Consider the following 20,638-nt stretch of genomic DNA (forward strand, 5'->3'; position numbering starts at 1 on the left):
CCGCCCTCACATCCAGTCGTCGGGCTCGGGCTCCGGCTCCGTGTCCGGCCAGTCGAAGGGGGCGTCCGCCTCGCCCCCCGCGCCTGCCCGGACCTGGGCCGGGGGCTGAGCCGGGGACTGGGGCTGGGGCTGGTCCTGCGGCTGGTCCGGCACCCCGTCCAGGGACGCGAGCACCCCCAGCACTCCCTCCCCGTACGTCGCCAGCTTCTTCTCGCCCACGCCGCCGATGCCCCCGAGCTCGGCCACGGACGTGGGCCGCACGGTCGCGATCTCCCGGAGGGTGGCGTCGTGGAAGATGACGTACGCGGGAACGCCCTGCTCCCGGGCCTGCTCCGCGCGCCAGGCGCGCAACGCCTCGAACACCGGCACCAGCTCCGGCGCCAGCTCGGCCACCGCCGCGCCCTTCGCCCTGCGCTCGCCGCCCCGGCCGGACGAGGACGACTTCGCGGCGGCGACCCGCTTGGCCGGCTCCTTCCGCAGGGGCACCTCGCGCTCCCGCCGCAGGACCGTCCCGCTCTCCTCCGTGAGCACCAGCGTCCCGTACTCGCCCTCGACCGCGAGCAGCCCCTGCGCCAGCAGCTGCCGGGCCACGCCCCGCCACTCGGCCTCCGACAGGTCCTCGCCGATGCCGAACACGGACAGCTGGTCGTGGTCGAACTGGATCACCTTGGCGGTGCGCCGGCCCAGCAGGATGTCGACTATCTGCCCGGCACCGAACTTCTGGCCCCGCTCCCGCTTCAGCCGCACGATCGTGGAGAGCAGCTTCTGCGCGGCGACCGTGCCGTCCCAGGTCTCCGGCGGGGTCAGGCAGGTGTCGCAGTTCCCGCAGCCGTCCGCGCCCGGCTCCTGGCCGAAGTAGGCGAGGAGCTGCCCACGCCGGCACCGGGCCGTCTCGCACAGGGCCAGCATCGAGTCCAGGTGGGCGGCGGACCGGCGGCGGAACGCCTCGTCGCCCTCGCCCGCCTGGATCATCTTGCGCTGCTGGACCACGTCCTGCAGCCCGTACGCCATCCACGCCGTGGACGGCAACCCGTCGCGGCCCGCGCGGCCCGTCTCCTGGTAGTAGCCCTCGACCGACTTCGGCAGGTCGAGGTGGGCGACGAACCGGACGTCCGGCTTGTCGATGCCCATGCCGAAGGCGATGGTCGCCACGACGACCAGGCCCTCCTCGCGCAGGAAGCGTGACTGGTGGGCCGCGCGGGTGCCCGCGTCGAGGCCCGCGTGGTACGGCACCGCCTCGACGCCGTTGCGGGAGAGGAACTCGGCGGTCTTCTCCACCGAGTTCCGCGACAGGCAGTAGACGATGCCCGCGTCGCCCGCGTGCTCCTCGCGCAGGAAAGAGAGGAGCTGCTTCTTGGGGTCGGCCTTCGGGACTATGCGGTACTGGATGTTGGGCCGGTCGAAGCTCGCCTCGAAGTGGCGGGCCTGAGGCATGACCAGCCGCTCGGTGATCTCACGGTGGGTGGCGTGCGTGGCGGTCGCGGTGAGCGCGATGCGCGGCACGTCCGGCCAGCGCTCGCCCAGCAGGGACAGGGCCAGGTAGTCGGGGCGGAAGTCGTGGCCCCACTGCGACACGCAGTGCGCCTCGTCGATGGCGAAGACGGAGATCTTGCCGCGGGAGAGGAGGTCGAGCGTGCCCTCCAGGCGCAGCCGCTCCGGCGCCAGGTACAGCAGGTCCAGCTCGCCCGCCAGGTACTGGGCCTCCACCACGCGCCGCTCGTCGAAGTCCTGCGTGGAGTTGATGAAGCCGGCTTGCACGCCGAGCGCCCGCAGCGCGTCCACCTGGTCCTGCATGAGGGCGATGAGCGGGGAGATCACGATGCCGGTGCCGGGTCTGACCAGGGCCGGGATCTGGTAGCAGAGCGACTTGCCGCCGCCGGTCGGCATGAGCACGACGGCGTCGCCGCCGGTCACCACGTGCTCGATGATCGCTTCCTGCTGCCCGCGGAAGGCGTCGTAGCCGAAGACGCGGTGCAGCGTGGCGAGCGCCTCGCTGTCGCCTCCGGCCGGTCCCGCGGTCGCGGTCGCCTCGATTCCGGTCATCACACCTGTTCCGCTCATAGTCCCGTCCCCCGTACGTCGTGGTCGCTCGTGGTTCCTCGACCACTGCGTCCACGATAGGGGCCCGGACCGACAGGCACGGAGTTATCCACAGGCCGGGCGCCTCGGGGCCGGAGTGCTTCGTCAAAGACACGGCGCTCGTTCACACGTACGCGGGAGACCTGCCCGTTTCCGGCCGATAGTCTGAAGTGACCGGCGAGACTCCGTCCCATGGGAGCACTCATGAGCGTCGAACCCAAGACGTCCACACCCGCTTGGCCCATCCCCCCGGAGGGCGGCTGGACCGCCGACGACCTGGATCAGCTTCCGAACCTGCCTCCGCACACGGAACTGATCGACGGGAGCCTGGTCTTCGTGAGTCCGCAGACTCTTTTCCACTCACGCGCTGTTGACTTCTTCAAGTGGCAGCTCGAGGCGCTGGCCCCCGAGGAGTTCGAGGTCATCCGCGAGTTCACCATCGACATCGACCGGCAGAACCGGCCCGAGCCCGACGTGATCGTCGTGCGCGGTCACGTGGTGCAGGACCCTGAGCAGACCCGCTTCCCGGCCGAAGCGGTCGTCCTGGCCATCGAGGTCGTCTCGCCGGACTCCGTGTCGCGGGACCGCGAGACCAAGCCGCTGAAGTACGCGCGGGCGGGCATCCGCCACTACTGGCGGGTCGAGCACGAGAAGGGCCTCGCCGCCGTGCACGCCTTCGAGCTGGAGCTGACCACCGGCGTCTACACCAGCGTCGGGATCTTCCGTGAGCGTATGAAGGTCCCCGCCCCGTTCCCCGTCGATCTCGACCTCACCGGCATCAGGCCACGGCGCGAGCGAAGCCAGTAGTCCGCGGACAGCCGACGGCCCGGCCCCCCTCCCAAGGGGCCGGGCCGTCGTTCCCCCAAGAAGGGGGCGTCAGCGGACGAAAACGCCCGCCTGGCTCGCGAGGTCCAGGAAGTACTGCGGCGCCACGCCCAGCACCACCGTGACCGCCACGCCGACCGCGATCGCCGTCATGGTCAGCGCTGACGGCACGGCGACCGTCGGGCCGTCGGGCCGTGGCTCGCTGAAGAACATGAGCACGATCACGCGGATGTAGAAGAACGCCGCGATGGCCGACGAGATCACACCGATCACGACGATCGCGCCCGCGCCGCCCTCGGCCGCCGCCTTGAACACGGCGAACTTGCCGGCGAACCCCGAGGTCAGCGGGATGCCCGCGAAGGCCAGCAGGAAGACCGCGAACACCGCCGCGACCAAGGGTGAGCGGCGCCCGAGCCCCGCCCACTTCGACAGGTGCGTCGCCTCGCCGCCCGCGTCCCGTACCAGCGTGACCACCGCGAAGGCACCGATCGTCACGAACGAGTACGCGCCCAGGTAGAACAGCACCGAGGCGACGCCGTCCGGTGAGGCCGCGATGACACCGGCGAGGATGAAGCCCGCGTGGGCGATCGACGAGTAGGCCAGCAGCCGCTTGATGTCGGTCTGGGTGATCGCGACGATCGCGCCGCCCAGCATGGTGACGATCGCGACGGCGTACATCACCGGCCGCCAGTCCCAGCGCAGGCCCGGCAGGACCACGTACAGCACGCGCAGCAGGGCACCGAACGCCGCGACCTTCGTCGCCGCCGCCATGAAGCCGGTGACCGGGGTGGGCGCGCCCTGGTACACGTCCGGCGTCCACATGTGGAACGGCACCGCGCCCACCTTGAACAGCAGGCCCATGACCAGCATGGCGGTGCCGACGAGCAGCAGCGCGTCGTTGTTCATGGTCTCGGCGAGCGCCGGGGTCACGTTCTGCACGGTGCCGTCGACGACCTGGGCGATCGTCGCGTACGACACGGAGCCCGCGTACCCGTACAGCAGGGCGATGCCGAAGAGGGTGAAGGCGGAGGCGAAGGCGCCCAGGAGGAAGTACTTGACCGCGGCCTCCTGCGAGACCAGTCGCTTGCGCCGGGCCAGGGCGCACAGCAGGTACAGCGGCAGCGAGAAGACCTCCAGGGCGATGAACAGGGTCAGCAGGTCGTTGGCGGCCGGGAAGATCAGCATGCCGGCGACCGCGAAGAGCAGCAGCGGGAACACCTCGGTGGTGGTGAACCCGGCCTTGACCGCGGCCTTCTCGCCCTCGCTGCCCGGCACGGAGGCGGCCTGTGCGGTGAACGAGTCGACCTGGTTGCCGTGGGCCGCCGGGTCGAGCCGCCGCTCGGCGAAGGTGAACACGCCGAGCAGTCCGGCCAGCAGAATGGTGCCCTGCAGGAACAGGGCCGGTCCGTCGACGGCGATCGCGCCCATCGCCGCGATGCCCGCCTTGGTGGTGCCGTGCCCGCCCGCCGCCAGGGCGACGACGGCGGCGAAGGCGGCGGCGAGGGCGACGACGGACAGGAACACCTGTGCGTAGTAACGGGACCTGCGCGGCACGAAGGCTTCGAGCAGGATCCCGAGGATCGCCGCTCCGATGACGATCAGGACGGGCGACAGCAGCCCGTACTCGATCTTCGGCGCGTCGATCTTCTCGATCGGGTCGGCCGCCATTGTCCACAGGCTGTGGACGGCTGATGCGCTCACTTGGCCGCCTCCACCTCGGGCTCGGGGTCCTGCTTCTGGACGTCGGACATGGTGTGCTGCACCGCGGGGTTGACGATGTCCGTGACCGGCTTCGGGTAGACGCCCAGGAGGAGCAGCAGGGCGATCAACGGGGCGACGACGACGAGCTCCCGGACCCGCAGGTCCGGCATCTCGGCGACCTCCGGTTTCACCGGGCCCGTCATGGTCCGCTGGTAGAGGACGAGGACGTACAGCGCGGCGAGCACGATGCCGACGGTGGCGATGATCCCGACCACCGGGTAGCGCGCGAACGTGCCGGCCAGGACCAGGAACTCACTCACGAACGGCGCCAGCCCGGGCAGCGAGAGCGTCGCCAGGCCGCCGATCAGGAAGGTGCCGGCGAGCACCGGGGCGACCTTCTGCACGCCCCCGTAGTCGGCGATGAGCCGGGAGCCGCGCCGCGAGATCAGGAAGCCGGCCACCAGCATCAGGGCGGCGGTCGAGATGCCGTGGTTGACCATGTAGAGCGTGGCGCCCGACTGGCCCTGGCTGGTCATCGCGAAGATGCCGAGGACGATGAAGCCGAAGTGCGAGATCGACGCGTACGCCACCAGCCGCTTGATGTCGCGCTGGCCGACGGCGAGCAGCGCCCCGTAGATGATGCTGATCAGCGCCAGGACGAGGATGGCGGGCGTCGCCCACTTCGACGCCTCCGGGAACAGCCCGAGGCAGAAGCGCAGCATGGCGAAGGTGCCCACCTTGTCGACGACCGCGGTGATCAGTACGGCGACCGGGGCGGTGGACTCCCCCATGGCGTTGGGCAGCCAGGTGTGCAGCGGCCACAGCGGCGCCTTCACCGCGAAGGCGAAGAAGAAGCCGAGGAACAGCCAGCGCTCGGTGCTGGTCGCCATCTCCAGCGTGCCGTTGGCGCGGGCCTCGGCGATCTCCGTGAGGGAGAAGTTCCCGGCGACCACGTACAGGCCGATGACCGCGGCCAGCATGATCAGGCCGCCGGCCAGGTTGTAGAGGAGGAACTTCACGGCCGCGTACGACCGCTGGGTGGCCGCCGTCTCCTCGCCGTGCTCGTGGGCCCGGTCCCCGAAGCCGCCGATGAGGAAGTACATCGGGATGAGCATGGCTTCGAAGAAGATGTAGAAGAGGAAGACGTCGGTGGCCTCGAAGGAGATGATCACCATCGCCTCGACGGCCAGGATCAGCGCGAAGAAGCCCTGGGTGGGCCGCCAACGCTTGTTTCCTGTCTCATGGGGATCGGCGTCGTGCCAGCCCGCCAGGATGATGAACGGCATCAGCAGGGCGGTGAGCGCGATCAGGGCGACCGCGATGCCGTCCACGCCCAGTTCGTAGCGCACCCCGAAGTCCGCGATCCAGGAGTGGGACTCGGTGAGCTGGTAGCGGGCGCCGTCCGGGTCGAAGCGCAGCAGCACGGTGAGGGCGAGCGCGAGCGTGCCCAGCGAGACGAGCAGCGCCAGCCACTTGGCGGCGGTGCGTTTCGTGGCCGGTACGGCGGCCGTGGCGATCGCCCCGAGGGCGGGGAGCACCGCCGTCGCTGTCAGCAGGGGAAAGGACATCGGTATCAGACCGCCCTCATCAGCAGGGTCGCGGCGATGAGGACCGCCGCACCGCCGAACATCGAGACCGCGTAGCTGCGCGCGTAGCCGTTCTGCAGCTTGCGCAGCCGCCCGGAGAGGCCGCCGAACGAGGCCGCCGTGCCGTTGACGACGCCGTCGACCAGGGTGTGGTCGACGTACACCAGGGAGCGCGTCAGGTGCTCGCCGCCGCGGACCAGGACCACGTGGTTGAAGTCGTCCTGGAGGAGGTCGCGCCGGGCGGCCCGGGTGAGCACCGATCCGCGCGGGGCGACGACGGGCACGGGACGGCGCCCGTAGTGCAGGTACGCGAGCCCCGCGCCGAGGACGAGGGCGACCACCGTGGAGAGGGTCACCGTCAGCGCGCTGACCGGGGGGTGCCCGTGCTCGTACCCGGTGACGGGCTCCAGCCAGTGCACGAACCGCTCACCGATACCGAAGAACGCGCCCGCGAACACCGACCCGAAGGCCAGCACGATCATGGGGATGGTCATCGACCTCGGCGACTCGTGGGGGTGCGGCTCGGCATGAGCGCCCCCGTGCCCAGCGGCCGCGGGCTCCACGTCCGGCTGGTCCGGGGAGGCGGTGGCCCGGTTCCGCCAGCGCTCCTCGCCGAAGAAGGTCATCAGCATCACGCGCGTCATGTAGTACGCCGTGAGGGCCGCGCCCAGCAGGGCCGCGCCGCCGAGGATCCAGCCCTCGGCGCCGCCCTTGGCGAAGGCCGCCTCGATGATCTTGTCCTTGGAGAAGAAGCCGGACAGGCCCGGGAAGCCGATGATCGCGAGGTAGCCGAGACCGAAGGTGACGAAGGTGACCGGCATGTACTTCCGCAGGCCGCCGTACTTGCGCATGTCGACCTCGTCGTTCATGCCGTGCATGACGGAGCCGGCGCCGAGGAACAGCCCGGCCTTGAAGAAGCCGTGCGTCACCAGGTGCATGATCGCGAAGGCGTAGCCGATGGGGCCGAGGCCCGCGGCGAGCACCATGTAGCCGATCTGCGACATGGTCGAACCGGCGAGGGCCTTCTTGATGTCGTCCTTCGCGCAACCGACGATCGCACCGAACAGCAGCGTGACCGCACCGACCACCGTCACGACCAGTTGGGCGTTCGGCGCGGCATTGAAGATGTCGGCGGAGCGGACGATCAGGTAGACGCCCGCGGTCACCATGGTCGCGGCGTGGATGAGGGCCGAGACCGGAGTCGGGCCCTCCATCGCGTCACCGAGCCAGGACTGCAGCGGTACCTGGGCCGACTTGCCGCAGGCCGCGAGCAGCAGCGTCAGGGCGATGGCGGTGAGCGTGCCCTCGCCGGTCTCGCCCACGCCCTGAAGCACCGGCCCGAAGGCGAAGGTGCCGAAGGTGGTGAACATCAGCATGATCGCGATGGACAGGCCGATGTCGCCGACGCGGTTGACCAGGAAGGCCTTCTTCGCGGCGGTCGCGGCGCTGGGCTTGTGCTGCCAGAAGCCGATGAGCAGGTAGGAGGCGAGGCCGACGCCCTCCCAGCCGACGTACAGGAGCAGGTAGTTGTCGGCGAGGACGAGGAGCAGCATCGCCGCGAGGAACAGGTTGAGGTAGCCGAAGAAGCGGCGGCGGCGCTCGTCGTGCTCCATGTACCCGATGGAGTACACGTGGATGAGCGTGCCGACGCCGGTGATGAGCAGGACGAACGTCATCGACAGCTGGTCGAGCTGGAAGGCGACGTCCGCCTGGAAGCCCTCGACCGGGATCCAGCTGAACAGGTGCTGCCCGATCTCGCGGGCCTCCGCGTCCTTGCCGAGCATGTCGGCGAAGAGGAGGGCGCCGATGACGAAGGAGGCGGCCGCGAGGAGCGTGCCGATCCAGTGGCCGACGGCGTCCAGCCGCCGCCCGCCGCACAGCAGGACGACCGCTCCGAGCAGGGGCGCCGCCACCAGCAGCGCAATCATGTTCTCCACGATTCTTCCGACCCCTTACAGCTTCATCAGGCTGGCGTCGTCGACCGAGGCCGAATGGCGGGAGCGGAACAGCGACACGATGATCGCGAGGCCGACCACGACCTCCGCCGCGGCGACGACCATCGTGAAGAAGGCGATGATCTGGCCGTCGAGGTTGCCGTGCATCCGGGAGAAGGCGACGAGCGCGAGGTTGCAGGCGTTGAGCATCAGCTCGACGCACATGAACACCACGATCGCGTTCCGCCTGATCAGCACGCCGGTGGCGCCGATCGTGAACAGCAGGGCGGCGAGGTAGAGGTAGTTGACGGGATTCACTTCGACGCCTCCCCGCTCCTGGTGCGCTCCAGGCGGTCCGCGGAGCGCTGTTCCAGGGCCTTGAGGTCGTTCAGCGCCTCGGCCGACACGTCCCGGATCTGGCCGCGCCGGCGCAGCGTCTTGTTGACGGTGAGCTCGGACGGGGTGCCGTCCGGCAGCAGGCCCGCGACGTCCACCGCGTTGTGCCGGGCGTACACGCCGGGAGCGGGCAGCGGCGGCAGGTGCTTGCCCTCGCGGACGCGCTGCTCGGCCAGCTCGCGCTGGGTCTTCGCGCGCTCGACGCGCTCGCGGTGGGTGAGCACCATGGCGCCGACCGAGGCCGTGATGAGCAGGGCGCCGGTGAGCTCGAAGGCGAACACGTACTTGGTGAAGATGAGGGCGGCGAGGCCCTCGACGTTGCCGCCCGCGTTGGCCTGGCCGAGGCCGCTGAACTGCGACAGCGAGGCGTTGCCGATGCCGGCGAACAGCAGGATGCCGAAGCCGAGGCCGCACAGCACGGCCATCCAGCGCTGACCCTTGATGGTCTCCTTCAGGGAGTCCGCCGCGGTGACGCCGACGAGCATCACCACGAACAGGAACAGCATCATGATCGCGCCGGTGTAGACGACGATCTGTACGACGCCCAGGAAGTAGGCGCCGTTGGCGAGGTAGAAGACCGCCAGGATGATCATGGTGCCGGCGAGGCAGAGCGCGCTGTGCACGGCCCTCTTCATGAGGACGGTGCACAGGGCGCCGATCACCGCGATCGTGCCGAGCACCCAGAACTGCACGGCCTCGCCGGTGGAGGTGGTGTAGGCGGCCAGCTGTGTCGTCGCCGCCGTCACGGCCGTCGGCGTCATCGGCGGATCACCTTCTCCGACGCCGGCTCGTCCTCGCCGAAGGTCGAGGCACCTTCCTGCGGTACCTCGCCCTTGGAGAGGGCCACCTGCTGCTCCGTGCCCGGTGCCGCCTCCGTGACCAGTCCGCGGTAGTAGTCCTGCTCGTCGGTGCCGGGGAAGATCGCGTGGGGCGAGTCGACCATGCCCTCCTCCAGACCGGCGAGCAGCTGCTCCTTGGTGTAGATGAGGTTGGCGCGGCTGGAGTCCGCCAGCTCGAACTCGTTGGTCATCGTCAGCGCGCGCGTGGGGCACGCCTCGATGCACAGCCCGCACAGGATGCAGCGGGCGTAGTTGATCTGGTAGACGCGGCCGTACCGCTCGCCCGGCGAGTAGCGCTCCTCGTCCGTGTTGTCCGCGCCCTCCACGTAGATGGCGTCCGCGGGACACGCCCAGGCGCACAGCTCGCAGCCGACGCACTTCTCCAGGCCGTCCGGATGGCGGTTGAGCTGGTGCCGGCCGTGGAACCGCGGGGCGGTGGTCTTCGGCTGCTCCGGGTACTGCTCGGTCAGCCGCTTCTTGAACATGGCCTTGAAGGTCACGCCGAAGCCGGCGACGGGGTTCTGGAAACCCGGCTCGGTCTCCTTGGGCTCATCAGCCATCGGACGCCTCCCTCCCCTTCGAAGTTCCGTCACTGTCAGTATCGGGTCCGCCACTGACAATCAGCTCCCGCTCCCGCTCCCGGCGCGGGCGCCTGCGCGGCACCGGCGGCAGGGTCTGTCCGGGCAGCGGCGGTACGGGGAACCCTCCGGCCATGGGGTCGAAGGCGGTGGGTCCGGCGGGCTCCTCCGGTGTCTCGCGCCGGTCGCGGAACATGTCCGCCACGAACGAGAGCACCAGCACGGTGAGGACGCCGGCCGCGACGTACAGGGCGATCTCGGTGAAGTCGTAGTTCTCGTTGCGCAGGGTCCGCACCGTCGCCACGAGCATCAGCCAGACCATGGAGACCGGGATGAGGACCTTCCAGCCGAGCTTCATCAGCTGGTCGTAGCGCACGCGCGGGAGCGTGCCGCGCAGCCAGATGAAGAAGAACAGCAGCAGTTGCACCTTGAGGACGAACCAGAGCATCGGCCACCAGCCCTGGTTGGCGCCCTCCCAGAAGGTGCTGACCGGCCACGGGGCCCGCCAGCCGCCGAGGAAGAGCGTCACCGCCACGGCCGAGACCGTCACCATGTTGATGTACTCGGCGAGCATGAACATCGCGAACTTGATGGACGAGTACTCGGTGTTGAAGCCGCCGACCAGGTCGCCCTCGGACTCCGGCATGTCCAGCGGCGCGCGGTTGGTCTCGCCGACCATCGTCACGATGTAGATGACGAAGGAGAGCGGCAGCAGGACGACGTACCAGCGGTCCGCCTGTGCCTCGACGATCGCGGACGTCGACATCGACCCCGAGTAGAGGAAGACGGAGGCGAAGGCCACACCCATGGCGATCTCGTAGGAGATCATCTGCGCGCAGGAGCGGAGCCCGCCGAGGAGCGGGTAGGTGGAGCCGGAGCTCCAGCCCGCGAGCACGATGCCGTAGATGCCCACCGAGGCGACCGCGAGGACGTACAGCATCGCGATCGGCAGGTCGGTGAGCTGCATCGTGGTACGCGTGCCGAGGATCGAGACCTGGTTGTCGGCCGGGCCGAAGGGGATCACCGCGATCGCCATGAAGGCCGGCACGGCCGCGACGACCGGCGCGAGGACGTAGACCACCTTGTCCGCGCGTTTGACGACGACGTCTTCCTTGAGCATCAGCTTGATGCCGTCGGCGAGCGACTGGAGCATGCCCCAGGGGCCGTTGCGGTTGGGGCCGATGCGCAGCTGCATCCAGGCGACGACCTTGCGTTCCCAGACGATGGAGAACAGCACGGTCACCATCAGGAAGGCGAAGCAGAACACCGCCTTGACCGCGACCAGCCACCATGGGTCCCGGCCGAACATCGAGAGGTCCTCTGCGGCGAGGAACGGGCTCATGCCTCCACCTCCGGGGCGCCCTCGGGAGCGAGGTGCGCCGGGCCGATGCGGACGAGGGCGCCGGGCAGCGCCCTGGTGCCGGAGGCGACGCCCGCCCCGGCGGAGTTGAGCGGCAGCCAGACCACCCGGTCGGGCATGTCCGTGACCTCCAGGGGCAGTTCGACGGACCCGCCGGGCCCGCTGACCGCCAGGACGTCGCCGTCCTTCACGCCCGCCTCGGCGGCCGTGGCGGCGGACACGCGCGCGCGTGCGGCGTGCCGGGTCCCCGCGAGGGCCTCGTCACCGTCCTGGAGCCGGCCCTGGTCGAGCAGCAGCCGGTGTCCGGCGAGGACGGCCTCCCCGGTGGCCGGGCGCGGCAACTGGCCGGCGGTGTCCATCGGCGCGGTGGCCCGCGGCCCGTCCCACCTCCCGAGCCGGTCCAGTTCCGCGCGCGTGGTGCGCAGGTCGGGCAGCCCGAGGTGGACGTCCATGGCGTCGGCCAGCATCTGCAGGACCCGCCCGTCGGTGGGCGCGAGGCGCCGGGTCATCTGGTCGGGCTTGAGCGCGGCCTCGAAGGAACGCACCCGGCCCTCCCAGTTGAGGAAGGAGCCCGCCTTCTCGGCGACCGCGGCGACCGGCAGCACCACGTCGGCGTGCTCGGTCACCTCGCTGGGCCGCAGCTCCAGCGACACCAGGAAGCCGGCCCCGGTCAGTGCCGTGCGCGCGCGTGCCGGGTCGGGCAGGTCGGCGACCTCCACGCCCGCCACCAGCAGGGCCCGCAGCTCACCTCCGGCGACGGCCTCGATGATCTCGCTCGTGTCGCGGCCGTAGCGGTGCGGCAGCCCGGCGACGCCCCAGGCGGCGGCGACCTCGTCCCGCGCGCGCGGGTCGGTGGCCGGGCGGCCGCCGGGCAGCAGGGACGGCAGCGCGCCGGCCTCCACCGCGCCGCGTTCCCCGGCCCGGCGGGGGATCCAGACCAGTCGGGCGCCGGTCGCGGCGGCGGCCCGTACGGCGGCGGTGAGCCCGCCCGCCACCGAGGCCAGCCGCTCACCGACGACGATCACCGCGCCCTCGGTGCGCAGCGCCTCGGCGGCCGCGGCCCCGTCCGTGTCCAGTCCGAACCGGCTCGCGAGGGCGTCCAGCCACTCCGGCTCGGTGCCGGGCGCGGCGGGCAGCAGGGTGCCGCCGGCCTTGGTGAGGCCCCGGGTCGCGTACGTGGCCAGCGAGAACACCTGCTGCCCGTGCTTGCGCCAGGCCTTGCGCAGCCGCAGGAAGACGCCGGGCGCCTCCTCCTCGGCCTCGAACCCGGCCAGCAGCACGGCGGGCGCCTGCTCCAGGGCGGCGTAGGTGACGCCCTCCCCGTCCAGGTCGTGTCCGTGTCCGGCGACCCGTGCCGCGAGGAAGTCGGCCTCCTCGGCGCTGTGCACGCGCGCGCGGAAGTCGATGTCGTTGGTGTCGAGTGCCACGCGCGCGAACTTGCTGTACGCGTAGGCGTCCTCGACGGTGAGCCGGCCGCCGGTCAGGACGCCCGCGCGGCCGCGGGCCGCCAGCAGCCCCCGGGCCGCGGCCTCCAGGGCCTCCGGCCAGGACGCGGGCGTAAGGACACCCTCCTCATTGCGCACGAGGGGGGTGGTCAGCCGGTCGGGGCGCTGTGCGTACCGGAACGCGAACCGGCCCTTGTCGCAGATCCAGTCCTCGTTGACCTGGGGGTCGTCGGCGGCGAGCCGGCGCATGACCTTGCCGCGCCGGTGGTCCGTGCGGGTCGCGCAGCCGCCCGAGCAGTGCTCGCACACCGTCGGCGAGGAGACCAGGTCGAAGGGGCGGGAGCGGAAGCGGTACGCCGCCGAGGTCAGCGCGCCGACCGGGCAGATCTGGATGGTGTTGCCGGAGAAGTACGACTCGAAGGGGTCGCCCTCACCGGTGCCGACCTGCTGGAGCGCGCCCCGTTCGATCAGCTCGATCATCGGGTCGCCGGCGACCTGGTTGGAGAAGCGGGTGCAGCGGGCGCACAGCACGCACCGCTCGCGGTCGAGCAGCACCTGCGCGGAGATCGGCACCGGCTTCTCGTACGTGCGCTTGCGGCCCTCGAAGCGGGACTCGGCGTTGCCGTGCGACATCGCCTGGTTCTGCAGCGGGCACTCGCCGCCCTTGTCGCAGACGGGGCAGTCCAGCGGGTGGTTGATGAGCAGCAGCTCCATCACCCCGTGCTGGGCCTTCTCCGCGACGGGCGAGGTGAGGTGCGTCCTGACGACCATCCCGTCGGTGCAGGTGATGGTGCAGGAGGCCATGGGCTTGCGCTGGCCCTCCACCTCGACGATGCACTGCCGGCAGGCGCCGGCCGGGTCGAGGAGGGGGTGGTCGCAGAAGCGGGGGATCTCGATGCCGAGCTGTTCGGCGGCCCGGATGACCAGGGTGCCCTTGGGCACACTGATCTCGACGCCGTCGATGGTCAGCGTGACGAGGTCTTCGGGCGGGACCGCCGCCTCTCCGCCCCCGGAGGGTGTGCTCGTGGTCACCGTCATGCGTTCACCTCCAGGTGCTTGTCCGCCCAGGCCGTCGATTTGGCCGGGTCGAAGGGGCAGCCGCCGCCCGTGATGTGCTCCTCGTACTCCGCGCGGAAGTACTTGAGGGAGGAGAAGATCGGCGAGGCGGCGCCGTCGCCGAGGGCGCAGAAGGACTTGCCGTTGATGTTGTCGGCGATGTCGTTCAGCTTGTCGAGGTCGCTCATGGCGCCCTTGCCGGCCTCGATGTCGCGCAGCAACTGGACCAGCCAGTACGTGCCTTCACGGCAGGGTGTGCACTTGCCGCAGGACTCGTGGGCGTAGAACTCGGTCCAGCGGGTCACGGCCCGCACCACGCAGGTGGTCTCGTCGAAGCACTGCAGGGCCTTGGTGCCGAGCATGGAGCCGGCGGCGCCGACGCCCTCGTAGTCGAGGGGCACGTCGAGGTGCTCCTCGGTGAACATCGGGGTCGAGGAGCCGCCCGGCGTCCAGAACTTCAGGCGGTGGCCGGGCCGCATCCCGCCGCTCATGCCGAGGAGCTGGCGGAGCGTGATGCCGAGCGGGGCCTCGTACTGGCCGGGGCTCGCGACGTGGCCGCTGAGCGAGTACAGCGTGAAGCCCGGGGACTTCTCGGTGCCCATCGCCCTGAACCATTCCTTGCCGTTCTTCAGGATGGCGGGAACCGAGGCGATCGACTCGACGTTGTTCACCACAGTGGGGCACGCGTAGAGGCCCGCGACGGCGGGGAAGGGGGGACGGAGCCGCGGTTGGCCACGGCGGCCCTCGAGCGAGTCGAGCAGCGCGGTCTCCTCACCGCAGATGTACGCGCCCGCGCCCGCGTGCACGGTGAGTTCCAGGTCGAGTCCGCTGCCCAGGACGTCCTTGCCGAGGTAGCCGGCCGCGTAGGCCTCACGGACGGCCTCGTGCAACCGCCGCAGCACGGGGACGACTTCACCCCGCAGGTAGATGAAAGCGTGCGACGACCTGATGGCGTAACACGCGATGACGATGCCCTCGATGAGGCTGTGCGGGTTGGCGAAGAGGAGCGGGATGTCCTTGCAGGTCCCGGGCTCCGATTCGTCGGCGTTGACCACCAGGTAGTGCGGTTTGCCGTCGCCCTGCGGGATGAACTGCCACTTCATTCCCGTGGGGAAGCCCGCGCCGCCGCGGCCGCGGAGCCCCGCGTCCTTGACGTACGCGATGAGGTCGTCCGGGGTCATCTCGAGCGCCTTGCGGAGCCCCTCGTACCCCTCGTGCCTGCGGTAGACGTCCAGCGTCCAGGACTCGTCCTCGTCCCAGAAGGCCGACAGCACGGGCGACAGCAGCTTCTCCGGGCTGGGGTCCTTGATCTCGGTCGCCACGGTCATCACTCCCCCTCCTCGGCGGTGGGCCCGGCGGGGTTCGCCGGGTCGGAGGCCGCGGTCTGCTGTGGCGCGTCGTGCGAGCTGAGGTGCTGGGAGGGCGACGGGTCGTGCGGGGTCGCGTCGCCGGGCGACCGGTCCTGCGGTGCCTCGTGGGGTCCGCCGTCCCGTGGGTGCACCACGCGCGCGGCCTCGCCCCTGGCGAGCCGGAGGCCGGTCAGGGAGGCGGGTCCCGCGCTCCCGGAAGCCGCGACCGCTCCCTCGCGCTCGTCGGGGAAGCCCGCCAGGATCCGGGCGGTCTCCTTGAACGTGCACAGGGGGGCGCCGCGGGTGGGCTCGACCGGTGCGCCCGAGCGCAGGTCGTCGACCAGGCGTTTCGCGCTCTCGACGGTCTGGTTGTCGAAGAACTCCCAGTTGACCATCACGACGGGGGCGAAGTCGCAGGCCGCGTTGCACTCGATGTGCTCCAGGGTGACCTTGCCGTCGTCGGTCGTCTGGCCGTTGCCGACGTCCAGGTGGTCCTGGAGCGCCTCGAAGATCGCGTCGCCGCCCATCACCGCGCACAGGGTGTTGGTGCAGACGCCCACCTGGTAGTCGCCGGACGGCCTGCGCCGGTACATGGTGTAGAAGGTGGCGACCGCGGTGACCTCGGCCGTGGTCAGGCCGAGCACCTCGGCGCAGAACTGCATGCCGGTGCGGGTGACGTGGCCCTCCTCCGCCTGCACGAGGTGCAGCAGCGGCAGCAGGGCCGAGCGGGAGCCGGGGTAGCGGGCGACGATCTCGCGCGCGTCCCGTTCGAGCCGGGCTCGAACGTCGTCCGGGTAGTCGGGCGCGGGCAGTCGGGGCATGCCCAGACCGACCGCGTCAGGGGTGGTGGTCACCGGTCGACGCCTCCCATCACGGGGTCGATGGACGCGACGGCGACGATGACGTCGGCGACCTGGCCGCCCTCGCACATCGCCGCCATGGTCTGCAGGTTGGTGAAGGACGGGTCGCGGAAGTGGACCCGGAAGGGGCGGGTGCCGCCGTCGGAGACGACGTGCGCCCCGAGTTCGCCCTTGGGTGACTCGACCGCCGCGTACGCCTGTCCGGGCGGGACGCGGAAACCCTCGGTCACCAGCTTGAAGTGGTGGATCAGGGCCTCCATGGAGGTGCCCATGATCTTCTTGATGTGGTCCAGGGAGTTGCCGAGGCCGTCCGGGCCCAGGGCGAGCTGGGCGGGCCACGCGATCTTCTTGTCGCCGACCATGACCGGGCCGGGGGCGAGCCGGTCCAGGCACTGTTCGATGATCCTGAGCGACTGGCGCATCTCCTCCAGGCGGATGAGGAAGCGCCCGTAGGAGTCGCAGGTGTCGGCGGTCGGGATGTCGAAGTCGTACGTCTCGTAGCCGCAGTACGGCTGGGCCTTGCGCAGGTCGTGCGGGAGGCCGGCCGAGCGGAGGATCGGGCCGGTGGCGCCGAGCGCCATGCAGCCGGCCAGGTCCAGGTGGCCGATGCCCTGCATGCGGCCCTTGAAGATGGGGTTCCCGGTGGCGAGCTTGTCGTACTCCGGGAGGTTCTTCTTCATCTTCTTCACGAAGTCGCGGAGCTGGTCCACCGCGCCGGGCGGCAGGTCCTGGGCGAGTCCGCCGGGCCGGACGTACGCGTGGTTCATGCGCAGGCCGGTGATCAGTTCGAAGACGTCGAGGACGAGCTCACGGTCGCGGAAGCCGTAGATCATGATCGTCGTCGCGCCCAGCTCCATGCCGCCGGTGGCGACGCACACCAGGTGGGAGGAGAGCCGGTTCAGCTCCATCAGGAGCACGCGGATGACGCTGGCCCGGTCGGGCACCTGGTCCTCGATGCCGAGGAGCTTCTCCACGGCGAGGCAGTACGCCGTCTCGTTGAAGAACGGCGTGAGGTAGTCCATGCGGGTCACGAAGGTCGTGCCCTGGGTCCAGGTGCGGTACTCGAGGTTCTTCTCGATGCCGGTGTGCAGGTAGCCGATGCCGCAGCGGGCCTCGGTGACCGTCTCGCCCTCGATCTCCAGGATGAGCCGGAGCACTCCGTGGGTGGAGGGGTGCTGGGGACCCATGTTGACGACGATGCGCTCGTCGTCGGCCTTCGCCGCGGACTCGACGACCTCGTCCCAGTCGCCGCCGGTGACCGTGTAGACGGTGCCCTCGGTGGTCTCGCGGGTGCCCGCCGCGGAAGAGGCGGAGGAAGGGGTCTGTGTGCTCATGAGTACGACCTCCGCTGGTCCGGAGCCGGGATCTGGGCGCCCTTGTACTCGACGGGGATGCCGCCGAGGGAGTAGTCCTTGCGCTGCGGGAAGCCCTGCCAGTCGTCCGGCATCATGATCCGCGTCAACGCCGGGTGGCCGTCGAAGACGAGGCCGAAGAAGTCGTACGCCTCGCGCTCGTGCCAGTCGTTCGTCGGGTAGACGGCGACGAGCGACGGGATGTGCGGGTCGGCGTCGGGGGCCGAGACCTCCAGGCGGATCAGCCGGTTGTGGGTGATCGAGCGCAGGTGGTAGACGGCGTGCAGCTCGCGGCCCTTGTCGCCGGGGTAGTGGACGCCGCTCACTCCCGTGCAGAGTTCGAAGCGCAGCGCCGGGTCGTCGCGGAGGGTGCGGGCCACCCGGACCAGGTGCTCGCGCTCGATGTGGAAGGTGAGTTCGCCGCGGTCGACGACCGTCCTGTCGATGGCGTTCTCCGGGACGAGTCCCTGTTCCTCCAGGGCGCCCTCGAGTTCGTCGGCGACCTCGTCGAACCAGCCCCCGTAGGGGCGGGAGGAGGGCCCGGGGAGCCGGACGGAGCGGACGAGGCCGCCGTAGCCGGAGGTGTCGCCGCCGTTGTTCGCGCCGAACATGCCGCGCTGGACGCGGATCTCCTCGCCCTGGTCGCCGCGCTGGCCGGGGAGGTTGGCGGCGGCGAGGTCCTTCTCGGGGTTGGCGCCCTCGGCGCTGCCTCCCCGGCCCGCGTTGCCGTTGCCGTTCGCGTCGCTCACCGCAGCAGCCCCTTCATCTCGATGGTGGGGAGCGCCTTGAGCGCGGCCTCCTCGGCCTCGCGGGCCGCTTCCTCGGCGTTCACGCCGAGCTTGGAGTTCTGGATCTTGTGGTGCAGCTTGAGGATGGCGTCGATCAGCATCTCCGGCCGCGGGGGGCAGCCGGGAAGGTAGATGTCGACGGGGACGACGTGGTCGACGCCCTGGACGATGGCGTAGTTGTTGAACATGCCGCCCGAGGAAGCGCAGACCCCCATGGAGATCACCCACTTGGGGTTCGGCATCTGGTCGTAGACCTGTCGCAGTACCGGCGCCATCTTCTGGCTGACCCGGCCGGCGACGATCATGAGGTCCGCCTGGCGGGGTGAGCCGCGGAAGACCTCCATGCCGAAGCGGGCCAGGTCGTAACGGCCCGCGCCCGTGGTCATCATCTCGATGGCACAGCACGCGAGGCCGAAGGTGGCGGGGAACATAGACGACTTGCGCACCCAGCCCGCGGCCTGCTCGACGGTGGTCAGCAGGAATCCGCTCGGCAGCTTTTCTTCGAGTCCCATGTCCTAAAGGCCCCTCAGTCCCATTCCAGGCCGCCGCGCCGCCACACGTACGCGTATGCGACGAAGACGGTGAGCACGAAGAGCAGCATCTCCACGAGCCCGAAAACACCCAGGGCGTCGAAGGAGACGGCCCAGGGGTAGAGGAAGACGATCTCGATGTCGAAGACGATGAAGAGCATCGCCGTCAGGTAGTACTTGATGGGGAAACGCCCGCCGCCGGCCGGCGTGGGGGTCGGCTCGATACCGCACTCGTAGGCCTCGAGCTTCGCCCGGTTGTAGCGCTTCGGGCCGACGATCGCGGCCATCACCACGGAGAAGATCGCAAAGCCTGCCCCGAGTGCTCCCAGTACGAGGATGGGCGCATACGCGTTCACCGCTCCTCGCTCCCTTCAGTCGGCACTGACTGCTGGCGGTCGCGTCGGGCCGGCGACCACCCCGTCCGTCCCACGGCCCCCGTGCGTCCCGACGAAGATCGCGAACATGTGAAGCAGGTCACAAGCCCAACTGCCCCGCATCTTATGCCTGCGGGTCTGTGATCTGCGACACGGGGTACGCCAACGACTTTGTGATCTCCACCACCTGACGAAGGATCATGAAGTCGGATGAGCGGCGATCTTCACACCTGAAGCAGTCGAGTGATCACCAGTGGTGACATTTCCGCTCGTCTTCGCAGGTCAAAAGGGGAGTCTCAATATCAAGAAAGTTCCTTCGCATGCAAATTGGCGCTGGACGAAGGATCTTGATAGTGGACGACATTCACACTGCCGCGAGCCAGGGGCTGGCGGATGTGAATGCGTGCGCGCGTTCACGAGCGCCGGGGCCGGCGATTTCTCGCGCGAGACGCACGCTCCGCGGTAACCGTTCCGTGACCTGCGCCACATCGGCGAGCGGCCCCCGAAAACCGGGCTTGGCCACTTGGCGCAAGCGGTGGTAAGCACAGAGCAATTCGGGCGTAACGACGAAACCCCATGATCACAGGCTTGATCATTTGCGCCCACAACGCCCGTTTCGGCGCCAATGGGGGGCGACACGCCCGGCGTTCGGCGGCCCATTGAACAACTGTGGCGGACCACACGTTTCTTGAAGGTATGGAGGAGCCCCTGGTACCGCTTGTACCCATGTCCCACACCGCTCACATACGCAGCCACCGGAAGCCCCGCCGCAGCGCGTCCAAGATGGCGATGCGCGCCGGAGTCACCGGTGGTCTTCTCGGCACCGTGGCAGTGGCCGGTGCGTCCGCGTCGGCGACCGCCGCGGAGCCCGTGACCCAGACACTCGAACTTCCCACCCTCACGGCCGACCTGGCCACCCAGGTCGCCCAGTCCGCGGAGGCCACGCAGCAGGCCGCGGCCACCTACGAGCTCCAGGCCGCGCGCGACGCGGCCGCCGCCCAGGCCGCCAAGCAGGCCAAGGCGGACCTCAAGGAGGCGCAGAAGAAGGAGGAGGCCCGGAAGAAGGCCGAGGCCGAGGCCGAGCGGAAGGCCGCCGCGGAGCGTGCCGCCCGCGACGCCGAGCGGACCGAACTGACCTCGGCCTCCACGCCGGCCTCCACCGCCACCTCGGCGCAGGCCCCGGCGGCCGCCCCGGCGCCGGCCGGCGGCAGCGTGGCCACCGTCATCGCCTTCCTCAAGGCGCAGGTGGGCGACGCGTATGTGATGGGGGCGACCGGCCCCAACGCCTGGGACTGCTCCAGCCTCGTGCAGGCCGCGTTCAAGCAGGCCGGCGTGGACCTCCCCCGGGTCTCGCAGGACCAGTCGATGGTCGGCACCGACGTCTCGCTGTCCAACCTGGCGGTCGGCGACATCCTCTACTGGGGCGGCAAGGGCTCCGCGTACCACGTGGGCGTCTACATCGGGGGCGGCCAGTACCTGGACGCCGCCAACCCGTCCAAGGGCGTCGTCATCCAGGACCTGTCCGGCTACCCGGCCTCGGGCGCGGTGCGGGTGCTCTGACCCGTACTCCCGTACACCTCATGAAC

Annotated in this window: 17 protein-coding genes; 2 read left to right on the top strand and 15 right to left on the bottom strand. The window is 70.2% G+C overall.

Annotated elements, in window-relative coordinates; translation table 11 throughout:
• Nucleotides 1-6: 6 nt before the first annotated feature.
• Nucleotides 7-2,061, bottom strand: a complete 2,055-nt coding sequence (gene recQ, locus UW392_RS21320; protein ID WP_414496520.1) for a DNA helicase RecQ — start codon at nt 2,059-2,061, stop codon at nt 7-9.
• Nucleotides 2,062-2,283: 222 nt separating this feature from the next.
• Here recQ and UW392_RS21325 point away from each other — a divergent pair, with 222 nt between their 5' ends.
• Nucleotides 2,284-2,886: a Uma2 family endonuclease gene (locus tag UW392_RS21325; RefSeq protein ID WP_320776654.1), complete on the top strand. Its 603-nt coding sequence runs from the start codon at nt 2,284-2,286 to the stop codon at nt 2,884-2,886.
• Between the two features lie 69 nt (nt 2,887-2,955).
• Here UW392_RS21325 and nuoN read toward each other — a convergent pair whose 3' ends face one another.
• Genes nuoN through UW392_RS21395 form a run of 14 tightly spaced genes read right to left on the bottom strand, consistent with a single transcriptional unit; the run spans nt 2,956 to nt 19,034 of the window.
• On the bottom strand, nt 2,956-4,605 hold the full coding sequence (nuoN, locus tag UW392_RS21330) for an NADH-quinone oxidoreductase subunit NuoN (protein ID WP_320776655.1): 1,650 nt from the start codon (nt 4,603-4,605) through the stop codon (nt 2,956-2,958).
• Nucleotides 4,602-6,173 carry an NADH-quinone oxidoreductase subunit M gene (locus UW392_RS21335; RefSeq protein ID WP_320776656.1) on the bottom strand — a complete coding sequence of 524 codons (1,572 nt, stop codon included), beginning with the start codon at nt 6,171-6,173 and terminating at the stop codon, nt 4,602-4,604. The genes nuoN and UW392_RS21335 overlap by 4 nt, the downstream gene beginning before the upstream one ends.
• Before the next feature lie 5 nt (nt 6,174-6,178).
• Complete coding sequence (gene nuoL / locus UW392_RS21340; RefSeq protein WP_320776657.1) at nt 6,179-8,128, bottom strand: NADH-quinone oxidoreductase subunit L; 1,950 nt, start codon at nt 8,126-8,128, stop codon at nt 6,179-6,181.
• A gap of 15 nt (nt 8,129-8,143) precedes the next feature.
• Entirely contained in the window at nt 8,144-8,443 is a 300-nt protein-coding gene (gene nuoK, locus UW392_RS21345) for an NADH-quinone oxidoreductase subunit NuoK (protein ID WP_009310327.1), read from the bottom strand.
• The gene (locus UW392_RS21350; protein ID WP_320776658.1) at nt 8,440-9,282 is read right to left on the bottom strand and encodes an NADH-quinone oxidoreductase subunit J; all 843 of its coding nucleotides are present in this window, start codon (nt 9,280-9,282) and stop codon (nt 8,440-8,442) included. The genes nuoK and UW392_RS21350 overlap by 4 nt, the downstream gene beginning before the upstream one ends.
• The gene (gene nuoI, locus UW392_RS21355) at nt 9,279-9,920 is read right to left on the bottom strand and encodes an NADH-quinone oxidoreductase subunit NuoI (protein WP_320776659.1); all 642 of its coding nucleotides are present in this window, start codon (nt 9,918-9,920) and stop codon (nt 9,279-9,281) included. The genes UW392_RS21350 and nuoI overlap by 4 nt, the downstream gene beginning before the upstream one ends.
• Nucleotides 9,913-11,280: an NADH-quinone oxidoreductase subunit NuoH gene (gene nuoH, locus UW392_RS21360; RefSeq protein ID WP_320776660.1), complete on the bottom strand. Its 1,368-nt coding sequence runs from the start codon at nt 11,278-11,280 to the stop codon at nt 9,913-9,915. The genes nuoI and nuoH overlap by 8 nt, the downstream gene beginning before the upstream one ends.
• Nucleotides 11,277-13,781, bottom strand: a complete 2,505-nt coding sequence (locus UW392_RS21365) for an NADH-quinone oxidoreductase subunit G (RefSeq protein WP_320776661.1) — start codon at nt 13,779-13,781, stop codon at nt 11,277-11,279. The genes nuoH and UW392_RS21365 overlap by 4 nt, the downstream gene beginning before the upstream one ends.
• Nucleotides 13,778-15,130: an NADH-quinone oxidoreductase subunit NuoF gene (gene nuoF / locus UW392_RS21370; protein ID WP_320776662.1), complete on the bottom strand. Its 1,353-nt coding sequence runs from the start codon at nt 15,128-15,130 to the stop codon at nt 13,778-13,780. The genes UW392_RS21365 and nuoF overlap by 4 nt, the downstream gene beginning before the upstream one ends.
• Entirely contained in the window at nt 15,127-15,969 is an 843-nt protein-coding gene (nuoE, locus tag UW392_RS21375; RefSeq protein WP_320776687.1) for an NADH-quinone oxidoreductase subunit NuoE, read from the bottom strand. Before nuoE ends, nuoF begins: the two co-directional genes overlap by 4 nt.
• A 29-nt stretch (nt 15,970-15,998) precedes the next feature.
• Nucleotides 15,999-17,342: an NADH-quinone oxidoreductase subunit D gene (locus tag UW392_RS21380; RefSeq protein ID WP_320776663.1), complete on the bottom strand. Its 1,344-nt coding sequence runs from the start codon at nt 17,340-17,342 to the stop codon at nt 15,999-16,001.
• Complete coding sequence (locus tag UW392_RS21385; RefSeq protein ID WP_320776664.1) at nt 17,339-18,109, bottom strand: NADH-quinone oxidoreductase subunit C; 771 nt, start codon at nt 18,107-18,109, stop codon at nt 17,339-17,341. The genes UW392_RS21380 and UW392_RS21385 overlap by 4 nt, the downstream gene beginning before the upstream one ends.
• Complete coding sequence (locus UW392_RS21390; protein ID WP_320776665.1) at nt 18,106-18,660, bottom strand: NADH-quinone oxidoreductase subunit B family protein; 555 nt, start codon at nt 18,658-18,660, stop codon at nt 18,106-18,108. The genes UW392_RS21385 and UW392_RS21390 overlap by 4 nt, the downstream gene beginning before the upstream one ends.
• Nucleotides 18,661-18,674: 14 nt before the next feature.
• Nucleotides 18,675-19,034, bottom strand: coding sequence for an NADH-quinone oxidoreductase subunit A (locus UW392_RS21395; RefSeq protein ID WP_320776666.1), 360 nt, complete (start codon nt 19,032-19,034; stop codon nt 18,675-18,677).
• Nucleotides 19,035-19,748: 714 nt separating this feature from the next.
• On the opposite strand from UW392_RS21395, the gene UW392_RS21400 reads away from it, so the two are divergent.
• Nucleotides 19,749-20,612, top strand: coding sequence for a C40 family peptidase (locus UW392_RS21400; RefSeq protein ID WP_320776667.1), 864 nt, complete (start codon nt 19,749-19,751; stop codon nt 20,610-20,612).
• Nucleotides 20,613-20,638 lie beyond the last annotated feature (26 nt).

Source organism: Streptomyces sp. CRN 30 (genome assembly GCF_034105845.1).